This is a genomic window from Nodularia spumigena CCY9414, from assembly GCF_000340565.2.
In the GTDB taxonomy this organism is placed as follows: Bacteria; Cyanobacteriota; Cyanobacteriia; order Cyanobacteriales; family Nostocaceae; genus Nodularia; species Nodularia spumigena.
The window spans coordinates 1,523,556-1,539,558 of the sequence record NZ_CP007203.1; the positions used below are offsets into that span (position 1 = coordinate 1,523,556).

14 protein-coding genes and 2 pseudogenes are annotated in these 16,003 nt (G+C 40.8%); 13 read left to right on the forward strand and 3 right to left on the reverse strand.

Annotated features, from left to right (window positions below):
• The first annotated feature begins 3 nt into the window (after window positions 1-3).
• The 11 genes from NSP_RS26230 to NSP_RS06705 all read left to right on the forward strand — a co-directional run bounded on the left by NSP_RS26230 (window position 4) and on the right by NSP_RS06705 (window position 10,525).
• Window positions 4-147, forward strand: coding sequence for a hypothetical protein (locus NSP_RS26230; protein WP_173403266.1), 144 nt, complete (start codon window positions 4-6; stop codon window positions 145-147).
• A 50-nt stretch (window positions 148-197) separates the two neighbouring features.
• Window positions 198-1,370: a hormogonium polysaccharide biosynthesis glycosyltransferase HpsO gene (gene hpsO, locus NSP_RS06660; protein WP_006194819.1), complete on the forward strand. Its 1,173-nt coding sequence runs from the start codon at window positions 198-200 to the stop codon at window positions 1,368-1,370.
• Window positions 1,371-1,406: 36 nt separating this feature from the next.
• Entirely contained in the window at window positions 1,407-2,585 is a 1,179-nt protein-coding gene (gene hpsP, locus NSP_RS06665; protein ID WP_006194818.1) for a hormogonium polysaccharide biosynthesis glycosyltransferase HpsP, read from the forward strand.
• Window positions 2,586-2,857: 272 nt separating this feature from the next.
• On the forward strand, window positions 2,858-3,496 hold the full coding sequence (locus NSP_RS06670; protein ID WP_006194817.1) for a peroxiredoxin: 639 nt from the start codon (window positions 2,858-2,860) through the stop codon (window positions 3,494-3,496).
• Window positions 3,497-3,830: 334 nt separating this feature from the next.
• Entirely contained in the window at window positions 3,831-4,415 is a 585-nt protein-coding gene (locus NSP_RS06675) for a Uma2 family endonuclease (RefSeq protein ID WP_017803917.1), read from the forward strand.
• A 37-nt stretch (window positions 4,416-4,452) separates the two neighbouring features.
• Complete coding sequence (locus tag NSP_RS06680; protein ID WP_006194815.1) at window positions 4,453-5,025, forward strand: Uma2 family endonuclease; 573 nt, start codon at window positions 4,453-4,455, stop codon at window positions 5,023-5,025.
• 497 nt (window positions 5,026-5,522) lie between these two features.
• Complete coding sequence (locus NSP_RS06685; protein WP_042201707.1) at window positions 5,523-6,500, forward strand: cysteine synthase A; 978 nt, start codon at window positions 5,523-5,525, stop codon at window positions 6,498-6,500.
• A 180-nt stretch (window positions 6,501-6,680) separates the two neighbouring features.
• Window positions 6,681-7,013, forward strand: coding sequence for a (2Fe-2S) ferredoxin domain-containing protein (locus tag NSP_RS06690; RefSeq protein WP_006194813.1), 333 nt, complete (start codon window positions 6,681-6,683; stop codon window positions 7,011-7,013).
• Window positions 7,014-7,171: 158 nt separating this feature from the next.
• Window positions 7,172-8,101, forward strand: a complete 930-nt coding sequence (locus NSP_RS06695) for a DUF5331 domain-containing protein (RefSeq protein ID WP_006194812.1) — start codon at window positions 7,172-7,174, stop codon at window positions 8,099-8,101.
• A 5-nt stretch (window positions 8,102-8,106) separates the two neighbouring features.
• Window positions 8,107-9,678, forward strand: coding sequence for a M48 family metallopeptidase (locus NSP_RS06700; protein ID WP_006194811.1), 1,572 nt, complete (start codon window positions 8,107-8,109; stop codon window positions 9,676-9,678).
• Window positions 9,679-9,751: 73 nt separating this feature from the next.
• Window positions 9,752-10,525 carry a COP23 domain-containing protein gene (locus NSP_RS06705; protein WP_006194810.1) on the forward strand — a complete coding sequence of 258 codons (774 nt, stop codon included), beginning with the start codon at window positions 9,752-9,754 and terminating at the stop codon, window positions 10,523-10,525.
• A gap of 87 nt (window positions 10,526-10,612) precedes the next feature.
• Here the strand turns inward: NSP_RS06705 and pabB are convergent, their stop codons facing one another.
• From pabB to NSP_RS06720, 3 genes and pseudogenes are all read right to left on the reverse strand, one after another.
• Window positions 10,613-12,781: an aminodeoxychorismate synthase gene (gene pabB, locus NSP_RS06710; RefSeq protein WP_006194809.1), complete on the reverse strand. Its 2,169-nt coding sequence runs from the start codon at window positions 12,779-12,781 to the stop codon at window positions 10,613-10,615.
• Between the two features lie 255 nt (window positions 12,782-13,036).
• Window positions 13,037-13,573 carry a single-stranded DNA-binding protein gene (locus NSP_RS06715; RefSeq protein ID WP_006194808.1) on the reverse strand — a complete coding sequence of 179 codons (537 nt, stop codon included), beginning with the start codon at window positions 13,571-13,573 and terminating at the stop codon, window positions 13,037-13,039.
• A 322-nt stretch (window positions 13,574-13,895) separates the two neighbouring features.
• Window positions 13,896-15,083 (reverse strand): annotated as a pseudogene (locus NSP_RS06720) (FAD-dependent oxidoreductase); the annotation flags it as partial.
• 138 nt (window positions 15,084-15,221) lie between these two features.
• Between NSP_RS06720 and tnpA the strand changes: the two are divergent.
• Window positions 15,222-15,620, forward strand: a complete 399-nt coding sequence (gene tnpA / locus NSP_RS06725) for an IS200/IS605 family transposase (protein ID WP_006194806.1) — start codon at window positions 15,222-15,224, stop codon at window positions 15,618-15,620.
• Window positions 15,613-16,003: pseudogene (locus NSP_RS06730) on the forward strand (RNA-guided endonuclease TnpB family protein); the annotation flags it as partial. The gene tnpA and the pseudogene NSP_RS06730, both read left to right, overlap by 8 nt.

The following is a 16,003-nucleotide window of genomic DNA, read 5'->3' on the forward strand; positions in this document are numbered from 1 at the left end:
TCATTGGTCATTGGTCATTGGTCATTGGTCATTAGTCATTGGTCATTGGTCATTGGTCATTGGTCATTAGTCATTAGTCATTGGTCATTGGTCATTGGTCATTGGTCATTAGTCATTGGTCATTGGTCATTGGTCATTGGTCATTAGCAAAAACTATGTAAATCTGATATTTGACTATTAATAAATACCCAAATTTTATGAGAATATTAGTTGCTAGTCATTCCTATATTGTAGACCTTAACTGTGAAAAATTACGGGCTTTAGCTCAATTAAAACCAGGAATTGAAGTAACAGTTATCGTCCCCAAAACCTGGAAACCTGGAGGAGTTCAAAATAAAGTTATTACCACTCAATACCGCGATGAAGGTAATTTTAGAATTGTGCCAATTTCTAACTTTAGTCAAAATCATCAAGGTCTTCTCACCTTTGGTACTGACTTAATTTCCTTATTCCGAGAATTTCGCCCCCAAATTATCCAAGTAGAACAAGGTTCTAGAGGACTAGCATATGCACAAATGATTTTTCTCAATCAGCTATTAGGACTCAAGGCGAAAAATATATTTTTTACTTGGTGGAATCTACCCTATGAACTAAAATTTCCGATTAATTTATTAGAGAAATATAATCTTAACCATAGTCACGGGATCATTTCTGGTAATCAAGATGGGGCGGAAGTTCTCAAACAACGAGGATATCAAGGTAAAATTAAAGTTCTGCCCCAATTGGGTGTTGATGAACGCTTATTTACTCCCAAAGCACAACCAGAATTAGCCCGTAAGTTGGGTATTACATCTGAGGATTTCGTGGTGGGATTTGTGGGGCGCTTTGTCCCAGAAAAAGGTTTATTAACGCTTTTACAAGCTTTATTAACTATAACAGATAAACCTTGGAAATTATTACTACTGGGACGAGGAGAGTTACAAGCCGAATTAATCAAAATTACCACAGAAAATCATCTGAGAGAACGGGTGATTTTTGTGGAAAGTGTCCCCCATGATCAAGTTGCTAATTATATCAATTTAATGAATACTTTGGTACTACCTTCAGAAACTACATATAAATTTAAAACTTTAACTGCTGTGGGCTGGAAAGAACAATTTGGTCATGTCATAATTGAGGCTATGGCTTGCAAAGTTCCGGTAATTGGTTCTGATTCTGGTGAAATTCCTCATGTAATTGGTGATGCTGGTTTAGTATTTCCTGAAGGCGATATTCCAGCTTTGGCTAATTGCTTAGTTCAATTAATAGATAAACCAGATTTTGCTAAGAATATCGGTGAAAAGGGTTATCAAAAAGCTATGAATAAATATACTAACAAAGCTTTAGCACAGCAGCAGTTTGAATTTTATCAAGAATTGGTTAATAATTAAAGGTTCGCGCAAAGGCGCAAAGAAGAACGCAAAATTATGAAAGTTTTACAAGTTATTCCTTCAATTTCTGTTGTTTATGGCGGGCCTAGTCAAATGGTGATTGGGCTGGCTTCTGGGTTGGCGCAGGAAAATGTAGAAGTTACGATTATTACAACTGATAGTAATGGTGATAGTGGACAAAAACCTCTGGATGTAACTTTAAATTGTCCAGTGAAACAAAATGGTTATGAAATTATTTATTTTCGTTGCGCCCCATTTCGACGTTATAAGTTTTCTCTTGATTTATTAAAATGGCTAAAAGCTCATGCTTGTGAATATGATTTGGCACATATTCATGCTTTATTCTCTCCTGTAAGTAGTGCTGCGGCTAGGGTATGTCATCAACAAAAGTTACCTTATATTTTACGTCCTTTGGGAACTCTTGATCCGGCTGATTTACGGAAGAAAAAGCAGTTAAAACGGCTTTATGCTGCATTTATTGAACGGCGTAATTTAGCTGATGCAGCAGCAATTCATTTTACCAGTGAACAAGAAGCGAAAATATCAGAACGCTTTGGGGTGGTGACGCAAGATTTGGTGATTCCTTTGGGTGTAATTCCCCCGGAAAAGGTGGAAAATGGGGGGAGTTTAGTCCGTAGTCAATGGGGAATACCTCAAGATTCGCCTTTGGTGCTGTTTATGTCGCGAATTGACCAAAAGAAAGGGTTAGATTTGTTGATTCCAGCGTTGGAAAAGCTTTTAGAGTCTCAGCACAATTTTCACTTTGTTTTAGCTGGGACGAATTCTCAAGATCCAGATTATGAGCGAAAGATTAAAGAGCAAATTGCTAATTCAGCATTGCGATCGCACACTACGATTACAGGCTTTGTCAGTGGTGAGTTAAAAGCTAGTTTACTACAAGCTGCTGATTTATTCGTGTTACCTTCTTATTATGAAAATTTTGGCATTGCTGTAGCTGAAGCTATGGTAGCAGGTATACCAGTGGTTATTTCGGATCAGGTGCATATTTGGCAACAGGTGCGTGATAGCAAGTCGGGGTGGGTAGGTGCAACAGAGGTGGAAACTTTTGTAAAGTTAATTGGAGAAGCTTTGCAAAATCCCCAAGAATGTCAGCAACGGGGGTTAAATGCTCAAAAATATGCTTTAGAGTATTTTAGTTGGAGTGCGATCGCCCGTCAAATTATCCAAGCCTACCAAGATATTCTGACAAAATAAGCAATTTTTTCTAGCAGTGCTTTATTAGTATAAAATTAATTAATCTTATCTATACAAATGCCAAGAATTAATTAACCACAGATCAACACAGATGAACACAGATAATTATGAGAAAATGCTACGATTTTTAACTTTTAATTAATTTGCTGTTCTCTATATTCTCAAAATTGAAATTTTGTTACAAACTGCTAAAAGCCAATGGGGAAACTGTGTTTTATGTGATGATGGCAATGTAAAATACATAAGTCTTTCTAAATTACAGGGAATCTTGCATGACTCTCCGTCTTGGTGATACAGTACCCAACTTTACACAAGCCTCTACACACGGCGATATTAACTTTCACGAATGGGCGGGTGACAGCTGGGTAGTGCTGTTTTCTCACCCTGCTGACTTTACACCTGTTTGTACCACAGAATTAGGCACAGTTGCCAAACTAAAGCCCGAATTTGACAAGCGTAACGTAAAAGCGATCGCACTTAGCGTTGATGATGTTGACTCCCATAATGGCTGGGTGGGAGACATCGAAGAAACTCAAGGAACCGCTCTTAATTATCCGATTCTCGCAGATGCAGATAAAAAGGTTTCTGACCTTTATGATATGATTCACCCCAACGCAGCTGCAAACATCACAGTGCGTTCGGTATTCGTTATTGACCCCAACAAAAAACTGCGTCTTAGCTTCACCTATCCCCCCAGCACCGGACGCAACTTTGATGAACTATTGCGAGTCATTGATTCTCTGCAATTAACAGATAATTATAGCGTAGCCACACCAGCTGACTGGAAAGATGGAGAAGACTGCGTAATTGTACCATCATTGAAAGACCCCGAAGTTCTCAAAGAGAAATTCCCCAAAGGCTACCAGGAAATCAAACCTTATTTGCGGATGACACCTCAACCTAACAAGTAAGTTTAATTAACACCAATATTATTATATTCGTAGGGTGGGTTAGCGATCGCGTAACCCACCATTTTTATATATAGCAACCGCCAAGGAAGTTAGGACATAAACTGATCATAAAACTTAGACACCGAAAGGTTTTTACCCTACTCCCCACTCCCCAGCTATATAAGGACTTCCAAATAAAAAAACACTCAACCACCTAACACAAAAAACCCCTCAAACTCTCATAACTCTGTGTTCTCTGTGTCTGGTGCGGTTCATTTATTTAGATAATTTATTTCTGAGAAGTACCATAGATATAATAAAGTTGTTTGGGTAAGCAAAGTAGGAGAGATTTACCATGCTTTCATCCCCTTTGATATTGCATTTTCCCTCATCAATCGCAATGACAGACGAACAATTTTTTGAATTCTGTCAAGAAAACCGCGACTTACGCATTGAGAGGAATAAATGTGGAGAAATCTCAATTATACCACCTACAGATTCAGAAACAGGAAACCGTAACTTTAATATTGCTGGACAGCTAGGAGTTTGGGCAGAAAAAGACAATACAGGCATTTGTTTTGATTCTAGCACAGGGTTTAAACTATCAACAGGTGCAGAGCGATCGCCTGATGTTTCCTGGATAAAATCAACCAGGTGGAATAAACTCACACCCGAACAAAAACAAAAATTTGCCCCTATCTGTCCAGATTTTGTCATTGAATTAAGGTCAGCTTCTGATAACCTGCAACCATTAAAAGACAAAATGGTAGAATATATGCAGGAACCAGAAATCCAATTAGGTTGGTTAATTGACCGTAAACATTGCCGAGTTTATATTTATCGTCCTGGACAACCAGAAGAATGTTTAGAAAATCCTGAAACTGTTAGCGGTGAAAACGTTTTACCAGGATTTATTTTGAAGATGAGTAAAATTTGGTAGTCAGAAAATCAATAATAATTTATCCCACATAAAAACCATGCAATCTCCTTTAAATATTCTGACAGTTGCAGAATACCTGGAAGCAGAGAAATCCAGCGATATTCGTCATGAATATATAGGCGGACAAGTCTTTGCAATGGCGGGTGCTAGTGAAGAACACAACCTAATATCAGGTAATATTTACAACATATTACGCTCCCATCTTCGCGGAAGTTCCTGTCGTACTTTTATGTCAGACATGAAAGTTAAAGTCAAGGTACAAAACGCCGATATATTCTACTATCCTGATATTTTAGTTACCTGTGATCCTGAAGATAAAGACAGGTATTTTAAAACTCGTCCTAGCTTAATTATCGAGGTTTTATCTGATTCCACAGAAACCACAGATAAACGAGAGAAACGCATTAATTATCAAATGCTAGATAGCTTACAAGAATATGTCTTAGTTTACCAAAACCAAATCAAAATAGAGGTTTATCGTCGAGAAATTTCCGGTAACTGGTCAATGGAAGTTTTGGGTAAAGATGATAAATTGCGTTTAGATTCTGTTGGTTTAAAGTTGACAATGGCAGATATTTATGAAGATGTTAATATAATTCTTGATTTGTAATGGTGAATTATAACACTGATTTATGTGTTTATTTGTAAAGCTTTGGTATATTTTACTCAAAACTCACATAGTTTTAATATGTGCTTAGTTAATCAATTAATATTTTCTCTTTAAGCTTTTTCCACGATTTCATGAATTAGAGGGTCAATTTTAGCCTTTAATGATAATTGAAATGATAACAGCACTCGCAAAATAGAGCTATTGTATATTATTTGACAATTATTCGGATTAACCACAGTGAAACGTCTTCTAGATGTAGTATTGCTGGCTGATGAGAAACTAGAAGTTAGATACCACTTGCGGCACTTAGATTCCAGAAAGAGGCAAAATTATTTTGGGGAAACCTCACGCAGAGTCGCAGAAAATGAGTGGGTGAAGAGATTGGAGTTTTAATATGAGAATGTATATGGTGTATTAGGATTTTGATTGAAGAATCTCTCAATATTACCACCGCAATAAGCCAAAATTTTTATAGACCAGAACTCAGGAAAGTTAAAATGGATATCAAAAATGGATTTATCGGCAGCATTGGGAACACACCGCTAATTCGCTTAAACAGCTTTAGTGAAGAAACAGGTTGCGAAATCCTTGGTAAAGCAGAATTTCTTAATCCTGGGGGTTCCGTCAAAGACCGCGCCGCACTTTACATTATTGAAGATGCCGAAAAAAAGGGTCTACTCAAACCCGGTGGTACCGTCGTTGAAGGAACTGCTGGGAATACAGGTATTGGTTTAGCACATATTTGCAACGCCAAAGGCTATAAATGCCTGATTATTATTCCCAATACCCAATCTCAAGAAAAAATAGATGCACTCACCACCCTGGGCGCAGAAGTGCGGACTGTGCCGGCTGTCCCCTACAAAGACCCCAATAACTATGTCAAACTATCTGGCAGAATCGCCGCCGAGTTAGATAATGCTATTTGGGCAAATCAGTTTGATAATTTAGCCAACCGTCTCGCCCACTACGAAACCACAGGGCCGGAAATTTGGACGCAGACCGATGGTAAAATTGATGGCTGGACTGCTGCAACTGGTACTGGTGGTACTTTTGCTGGTGTGTCTTTGTATCTAAAAGAAAAAAATCCGGCTGTAAAATGTGTGGTTGCTGACCCGATGGGTAGCGGGCTATACAGCTATATCAAAACTGGTGAAGTCAAGATAGAGGGCAATTCTATCACCGAGGGTATCGGTAATAGCCGCATTACTGCCAATATGGAAGGCGCACCCATTGATGATGCTATCCAGATAGATGATACCGAAGCTTTACGGGTGGTTTATCAACTTCTGCGGAAGGATGGAATATTAATGGGCGGTTCTACAGGTATTAATGTTGGGGCGGCTGTGGCTTTAGCCAAGCAAATGGGGCCAGGACATACTATTGCTACCATTTTATGTGATAGCGGTTCCCGGTATCAGTCACGCATTTTTAACAGCGAATGGCTAGCCTCAAAAGGATTAGTTATTAGTTGTTAGTTATGGGGTATGGGAGGATCTCACTTTTTGAGAATATAGAACCTCACCCCAACCCTCTCCTTAGTAAGGAGAGGGAGCCGGAATTTTTTCATTTCCCTAGTTCTGAGTCAGGAAAGGGAGCGGGAATTATTCCATTTCCTCGGTTGTAAGTTTTCAGGGTATTTACCACTTATTACAAAAATGTCAAATATAAGTCAATCATCCAAGTCGCCTCAAGCAGACCCCAACTCTGCTGCTAGATGTGTGCGGGTGTGCCAAAATCGTACTTGTAAAAAGCAAGGTGCAGCTAAGGTATTAGCCGCTTTTGCTACTTTTTTAGTCCCCGATGTGACGGTAACGGCTAGCGGTTGCTTAGGACAATGTGGTAACGGTCCAATGGTGTTGGTTTTACCGGATATGGTTTGGTATAGCGGCGTTAGACCTGATGAAGTACCTCTAGTGGTAGAACAACATTTGTTGGGTGGTCAATGTGTGAAAAAAATGCTTTATTATCGGTTTCATACTGAGGAATAGGTAAGTTGAAAATATAATAGGACTTACGCAAATTTATGGATAAACGTTAGCGTAGCGTGCGCGTAGCGCATACCACAGAGGCACAGAGTACACTGAGGGAAGAGGGTTTAAGAGAGTTTTTGCGTAAGTCCTATATAAGTTAGTGGAGGGAGGCATCTATGAATATTCAGCAGTTACGTCAATCTGTAAAAATTAAGTGGCTGAGTTACTACGAGGAAAATCGTTCTTGGTTGGTTAAAATGAGGGTTTGGGCTACTTATGATGGTCTGCGCCGTCCTTCATCTGGGTTTATTTTGGCTACTTTGTCGGTTTTAGAGCCACAGTTTAATCAACTTATTTCTTTTATCCTGAATCTGAATAATAATCCTGATGAGATTGTTACAGCTTTAGGTCTCAATTTTAATCCTGATGAGGAGTTATGTTTAATTGATTCTGAGGTTCCTAAATATACAACCCAGTTGGAAAGCGGGTTGTTAGCAGAAAACTATACTGAAAGTCAAGCTGTACCTTTAGTTGCAGTTACTCCTCAGCTTTCTCCTGGGGAAACTTTAGAATCTCAAACCTTAACTTCTGAACTGCCAAGGTTACATGAACCTGTGTCAGCATCTAGAGAAAATACTGAGAGGATTCCCAGAGAAAAGTTTGTTTCATCGGTTGCGGTTGCTAGTCAAGTTGCTTCTCGTCCGGCTACTAAGAAGGTAAATTCTCGTAAACCACGGTCTGGTTTACTACTTGAAGATAAACCAGTGCGATCGCCTTTGGCAATTACTATCGATGTACTTAACAAAGCCAAAACTCTACCCTCCCGCAAACTTAAGGATTCCAGGTTTCATTATGTACCAATTAAGTTTGGGACTCTGCTGCTTCAGAGAAATTGTTTAACTGGGATTTTATTTTTACGCGAGTGTCTTAAACCCCCAGTTCCAAATAATGGTAATCATGGGAAAATGCCACCACAACCCAAAGATGTTTCCTGTAAAGTGAATCTATCACCTCATAATCAGGCCTGTAGTCTGGCTTCTTGGGTAGATGAGTTTTGTCAGGGTAGCGGATATGACCCAAGAGCAGCTATTTCCATGCGAATTTAAGCGATATGAAAAGAACCAGAAAGTCTCTGTTGTTAGCCTTAAGATGGGTGTTGCTTTCATTCACCACATCACTGTTAATTATCCTGACGCAACTTTTAGCACCCGTTCCCGCACAAGAACCTGCTGCGCCGATTATTGTTGAGACTACCAGCACACCCCCAAAAGCCCAGGATGAAGAAACTGAACCGCAACCGCCGGAGTTACCTGCACTCAGTCCAGAGGAACTGGCTCGTCAGCAAAAACTCATAGCAGCAGATCAGCTTTTTCTGGCGGGAAAAATCTCTGAGGCCGAAAAACTGTATCGAGAGGTAAAAGAACCGTTTACCACAAAATTTACAGAGCCAGAACGCAAAGCTGCAATACTTGATTTTAACCAACTTTCTCCCGCAGGTAAAGTATATTGGCGGGAATCTGCGGCGGGAATTGCTAATAATCTGCAAACAAGAATTATTGTACCTCTGCAATTATTGGTTGAACAGTATCCAGAATTTATCCCTGGTCATCTTCGTTTTGCAGAAGTTTTAAAACAATATGACCGCCCTAAAGAAGCATTAGATGTATTAGAACGTGCATCTTCACTTTATCCCCATGAATCATCATTAATTCAAGCTAAAGTCACCGCATTAGCTGAGGCTGAAAAATGGATGGAAGCGTCTTTGGCGGCGCGTCAATTTACGCTTCTTAACCCGAATAATCCCCAAGCTTCTGAATTTACAAATTTAGCTGACCAAAATCTCAATAGTTTTAAATCTCACGTCAGGTCAGAGATTAGAGGTAATGCGATCGCAAATGTGATTACAGGTGCATTAGGTTATGCTGTTACTGGCAGTATTCTAGGGCCTTTTTCTGCTATTGATTCTACCATTATGTTGTTCAGAGGTGAAGCAGCTATTGGTGAATCTGTAGCAACACAGGCAAAAAAACATTGGAATTTAATTGCAGATGAAACTGTAACGGCTTATGTGAATGAAATTGGGCAAAAATTGGTTAATGTGGCGGGAAGGAATGATTTTAACTACGAATTTTTTGTAATTCCCCAAGAAGAACTCAATGCTTTTGCACTTCCTGGAGGTAAAATTTTTATTAATGCTGGTGCGATCGCTAAAACAAATTCAGAAGCAGAATTAGCTGGTTTACTGGCGCATGAATTATCTCACACCGTCCTATCTCATGGCTTTCAATTAGTTACCCAAGGAAACCTGATTGCTAATATCACCCAATATTTACCCCTGGGTCGTAACATTAGTCAACTGTTTGCACTCAATTACAGTCGTGAAATGGAACGTCAAGCAGATAACCTGGGTACGCGTTTGATTGTGGCTGGCGGATATGCTGCTGATGGCTTGCGTAATTTAATGGTGACATTAGAAAAAGAACAGAAAAATTTTATTCCCTTGTGGTTATCTTCTCACCCAGGCGGTAGTGAACGAGTTAGTTATTTAGAAAATTTAATTTCTCGTGGTAATTATAACCGCTACGCTTATGAAGGAGTGGAAAGACATATAGAACTGCAAGCACGGGTAAAACAGCTACTTAAAGATAAAAAATCACAAGAGCCAAAAAAATCGGGTTCTTGATGAATCAAAAATACAAAGTTATTCGTCAGTTAAATTATCAGTTCCCTATTCTATTGACACTGGGCAATAATTTATGTTTTCACAACCGTTAAAGTTGGTATTTTTAAGTAGTCTGGGCTTATCTTTAATCCTCGGTAATTCTGTAGCGCTTGCTCAATTTAATGATGCTAATTCTGGTGCTGTTGTTGTCCCCACAATACCTTCAGGAGGTACAACATCAACGCCTATACAAACACCAACTAACACACCAAGTGTAACGAGTGGTACTCGGTTTAGCTGTCAATTCCAAAATGGACAGTATACAGTTATGTATCAGCCACAAAATATGCCAGGACAATTATTTCCTTGGGCGGCTCCTCAGACTTTAGGGGGTGGTTGGAGTCCACAAAAACGCTGTGAAGCTATTGCTAGCCGCTTAGAATTGTATCGCCCAGATGGTCTAGAAGAACTGCAAATAGCTGTAGAAAATAATGAGAATATTATCTGTGTGACTACACAGACTAATCCGTTCTGTCGCATTGTAGTAACAGTACCCCGTGGACAAGATCCCTACGCAGTACGTAATAATGTTTTCCAAAACTTGATGACGGCTGATAGTGGACAACAAACAATAGCTGTGAACACTTATGGCGCTTCCAGTCGGGGTGGAGTCAATGAATTATACAACTTCGGTCGTACACTGTTAGGTGGTGCTAATAATCGGGCGAGTGCATCTAGTAAAGCTGCTATCAATTTAAAACCTTATCTTGCACCTGAAGATGGTGGTACTCTGCGAAAAGGAGCAGCCAGTAATGCTCAGTCTCAACCTCAAAGCCCTGGGCGTTTAAATCCGGGTAATTTCCGTTAATAGTCTCTGCACGATTTGTTGATGAGTGATGGCGATCGCACTTTGCAGATATAGTTGTTAATATCATAGGCGATCGCTCATCTAAACTCATAAAAACTCTCTGCGACTCTGCGACTCTGCGTGATCATTTGCAGAAAAAACCTGAATTAACGCCTTAGCTTTAAGAACAGCCTCCTCAAATTCAGCTTGAGCATCAGATAAAGCCACAATACCACCGCCAATACCAATAGAAGTACCATTGGGAGTGAAAACTGCTGTGCGAATCACAATATTTAAATCTGCTGCACCATTGAGCGCTAAAAACCCAATTGCGCCGGAATAAATTCCACGGGCTTCTTGCTCTAATTCATCAATTATCTTCATAGTTCTGATTTTCGGCGCGCCTGTCATCGAACCACCAGGAAAAGCCATTTTAATACAATCAGTTGCAGCCATATCTGCGCGTAAATAACCCCGAATTGTACTGACAAGTTGATGCACCGTAGCATAAGTTTCTACATCCATCAACTTTGTGACGTGGATACTACCGACTTCACAGACTAAGCCTAAATCGTTGCGTAATAAATCCACAATCATTAAATTTTCAGCCCGGTCTTTTTCGCTGTTACGCAATTGTTCACGCAGTATTTGATCTTCTGCGGGAGTCTGTCCACGTCTAGAAGTTCCTTTGATTGGCTTCGTTTCCACCCATCCAGTGCGGTCAATTCGTAAAAACCTTTCTGGAGATGAACAAGCGATCGCAACCCCACCAAAGCGCAAAAATGCTGAATACGGGGCTGGATTAACTCGGCGTAAACGGCGATAAAATCCCAATGGCTCAGGAGTAGCATCTGTATAAAACTTATTAGTCAAACAAATTTGGTAACTCTCCCCCTCCTTGATTTCACTTAAACACTGATGAATATCATTTATGTAAGCTTCGTGAGAACGGCTGAGGCGAAAAACTATGGGGTCTTGAGCGCTCACGGGGATAATAGGCGGAAGAGGTGGGAGTGTGCGAAGTTGTTTTTCTGTGGACTCAAACCAAGTTTGTGCTTGTCTTGTTTCCTGGTTTTTAGTCAGACACACCAAATATATAGTTTGTTCTTGGTGGTCAAAAACAATCATTTGATCAGTTAACAGAAACATCGCATCAGGAAGTGACGCAGAATGCACAAGCTCAGAACCACATTCTGCCTTAATTTCATAACCGAAGTAGCCCACAAACCCACAATTAAAATCAAAAGGTAGCTGATCAGATTTACACTGTCTGTGATCAATTTCCCCTTTGAGATAGTCAAAAATACTGTCTGTGCAGCGTGTCACAGTACCTGACTGAGTAATAGTGATTTCTTGCGTTTGGGTACGGTACTCAACCAATAAGCTATTTAACCCACCAGTCCCCCCCATAAAGGAGAAACGAGAAACACCAGGTTCAACCAAGCTGCTATCAAGCCAAAAGGCGTGAGTATCTTCCCCAAACAAATGAACAAACACCTGTTCAGCATCCAGATAAATATCCAGTTTTTGACTGCAAACTTGGTACTGAGAATGAGTTGAAGCCGGAGTGCAGGGAGAAGAGGAAAGGTTGTTAAATCGCCGGGAGTGTAAAGTAATTTCTAACTCCCCCCTGCTCCCTGCTCCCTGCTCCCCTGCCTCTTTAATCGTCCCACTCCCCACTCCTGATTTCTTCTGAGCAAATTCTTGAGTAATTTCACGGAAATTTTCTAACAGGTTCCAGCCGTATTCTGTACAGATTGATTCTGGATGAAACTGCACACCCCAAAATGGTAAATGTCGATGACGCAGCGCCATGATTAGCCCTTCTTGAGTCCAAGCTACTTTTTCCAGACAGCTGGGTAAATCTTCTGAGACTATCAAAGAGTGGTAGCGGACAACAGAAAAGCTTTGAGGTATTCCCTGAAATAACTCAGAATTATTGTGATAGATTTGACTCAATCGCCCATGTCTAACTTCCGGCGCATGAATTACAGTTCCGCCATAGACATGGGCTAGTCCTTGATGACCGAGACAAACGCCAAGTAAAGGTACATCTACATTTTCAATCACCTGTCGGCAGATACCAAAGTCTTTAGTCTTTTCTGGGCGACCGGGGCCGGGAGAAATTACGACATTATCGAATTTGAGTTTTGTTAAGTCCTCCCAGTTCAGTTGATCATTGCGAATTACCAGGGGAAGTTCTCCATTGACTTGGGCGATCATCTGATAGAGATTAAATGTATAAGAATCGTAGTTATCAATGATCAGCGATCGCACTTAAGTTTCCCCTGTTTGTATCCCAATTCCCAATCCCTAATAAAGTCTAATTTATTACTAGCCTGGCGACTAGAAGTCGCGGAACCACCCAGACAAAACCCGCCTGCGCGGGTTAAAAACCTTAATTCTTTATTAGTCCAGGTCGCTGGACTTCCCTACGGGAAGCCGCTACGCGTCGTGCTTGTGTAGTAGCGTATCGCTAACGCGAAGCGTAGCCATATTATATTATTCGCCCAAAACTTTTCAAACATCCTTTTAGAAAGGAATATCATCTGGGTCTGGTTCTTGCTCTTTCACTGGCGGATAAGTGGTGCGCTCAAAGTTTTGGGGTGGGGGTGTGGGTACGAAGTTTGTCGGTTGGGGAACAACGCTCAGGGGAGTTGTAGCCGGGGCGGTTACTGGACGTAAAACTTCGTTCTGTGGAGGTGAAACTGCTGGGGATGGCGATTGTGCGGGTGTTGCGGTGACTGATGGTGATGAACTCAAACCACTTCCTAAACCTTGAATCTGTTGCACTACCAATTCCGCACGTTTTTCTTTAAAACCTTCTTGACGCTCTACAGTATTCATTCCTAAGCGTCCGGCTAAAAGTACGCGATCGCCTATATGATAATTTTGCTGAATTTCTGTAGCCATATTCCCCCAGCCCACCACTTTTAAGGTAACTAACTGGTCTTCTGTGCGCTGAGAATTAGGAAACTGCACCAACATTTCCGTGATGGCTAAGTTATCGGCGGTATAGCGCAACTGTGGTTCTTGAATGATTTCTGCCATTAAAACGCAGCTATTCATTAAATCCTCCTGACTGTAAAAATACTGAGTGGGAAATAGGAATTTTTATTAGCTTTATATTGTAATTTGCCTGAGCGACATTCTGACAACACTTTCAGCTTGGGTCTTTTCTAGCATAAAAGCCAAGCGATCACTTTGAACAGTATTTAGGATACTATTCGCCACTTTGCCTGACTAAAACGAGCATTGATTTCTGCATGAGTAGTACAATTATACCATTACAAAGCAGAAAAAATACCTTCATACCTTCCTACCTTTGCGCCTTTGCGCCTACCCTGCGGGAACGTTTTCAACGAATGCGTGACACAAATCCATATTCTGATTAACTTTTGACGTGAACTGGAAAAATCCCCAAACCAATCAACCGCCCCGGAAGATCGCGTAAAATAGGCAACCGTAACCAAACCGGAGGCTTAAAAGTCTGCTGTGATTTGAGAACCGGGGCTAAAACTCGTTTCTGAATTAAGCTTTGAAATGCTTGAATAAAGCGCGTAGGTAATTCCCGTTGGCGCTGCACTTTAGCTAAATCACTCAGTTCTATGTGTTTGTTTTTCAGAGGTAGACTAAGTATATTAGCAGCCACGACAGCATCCTGAATGGCATAATTAATACCCACTCCCCCGACTGGGGACATAATATGAGCAGCATCACCTATGAGTAACAATCCTGGACGATACCAGCGTTTAACTCGGCTGGATTCCACACAGAGAAAAAATACCTGTGACCAATCTTGTAAATATTCTATACGGGTGCTTAAACTTGGCACAACTTCCACAACAGATTTTTTCAATTCCTCCAACCCAGCAGCCCGAATTTGCTGATAACCGCCTTTAGGAATCACATAGGCAATTTGCCACTCGTCACCACGATCCAGCATAGCTACAATCCGACCTTTAGCCAAGTTTCCTATGCCTCCCTCTGGGTCTTCTGGGTGATGGGGTAAACGGAACCAGAGGACATCCATTGGCGGCGATGCTTGAATAGACTCAAAGCCACCCTGTTGTCTTAAGCGTGAGTGACGACCATCTGCACCTACTGTCAGTACAGCCCGAACTTCATGCCAACCGCCGCTTTGCCGATAGCGTACTCCTTTAATTATACCATTTTCCGCAATTAATTCCTGTACATTTGCACCCATGACTAAGTGAAAATGCGGATATTTTGCGGCTTCTTGGGTGATGAACTCCAGGAATTTAACCTGCGGCATCATGGTAATGTAAGGGTAACGGGTTTTTAGGTGGCTAAAATCCGCTAAAGTGACGGTATCTTCAGGAGTGCGAATTCTCACACCGTGCATTTTTGCATGAGGTAATTGTAACAGGCGATCGCTTAACCCCAATTCCTCCATAATTTCCATGACAGAGGGGTGAATTGTATCCCCCCGAAAGTCGCGATCAAAATCTTTATGCGCTTCTAAAAGCTTGACAGAAACGCCTTGACGTGCTATTAGTAAAGCCAAAACCGCCCCGGCTGGACCACCACCGACAATACAACAATCGGTAGTTGTGACCGAAAAACGAGACGCAAGCCCCTGGCTTCAGACATGGGGATAAGTCGGGTGCGGCTTTAGCCGCATTAAAAAGATATATAAGACCAGCTTCATATAATCTTTAGATTGTTATTTAGCTCAAAGCTGTATAATTACGGAATGATCCAAAAATACAAATCAAACAACAATATTACCTACTCTTGTAAATACCATGTTGTCTGGTGTCCCAAATATCGGAGGAAAGTTTTAGTTCAAGGTGTAGATGTTCGCCTTAAAGCTATTTTGCAGGAAGTAGCTACAGAGTTCAAGAGCGAACTTATCGAGATGGAAGTAATGCCAGATCATGTACACATATTAGTCGAGGTAGATCCTCAATTTGGAATTGCAAAATTAATTCGATATATGAAAGGACGTTCATCTCGGTTTTTGAGACAAGAGTTTCCTTGGCTAAAAAGTCGGCTACCAACACTTTGGACAAATAGCTATTTTGTTTCAACTGTTGGGGGTGCGCCGATTTCAGTTATTAAGCAATACATCGAAAATCAAAAAAATGTCTAATTATGGTTGCCAACAAGTTTTAATCAGTCCAGACAAAGAATTGAGAGCCATCTTAGAGTTTGTTTGCGAACAGTCAAACAAACTTGCTAACTGTGGACTATATTATTCTCGCCAGTTATTCTTTAAAACTGGCAAGATACCGAGCAAAGCTGAGTTGCATCGGCTATTGAAATCTAACGCTCATTTTCAGGCTCTTTATTCCCACGTAGCACAGCAAACTTTAACAACTGTATTTGAGTCATTTCGGTCGTTTATTGGATTGCTCAAAGGCGTTAAAGGTGGAACTGTTGAGCAGCGTCCAAAATTACCAGGGTATAAGAAAAACGCTCTCAAGTTAGTTACTTTCCCTCGCGCAGATGTCAAATTGAAGAATGGGCAATTAC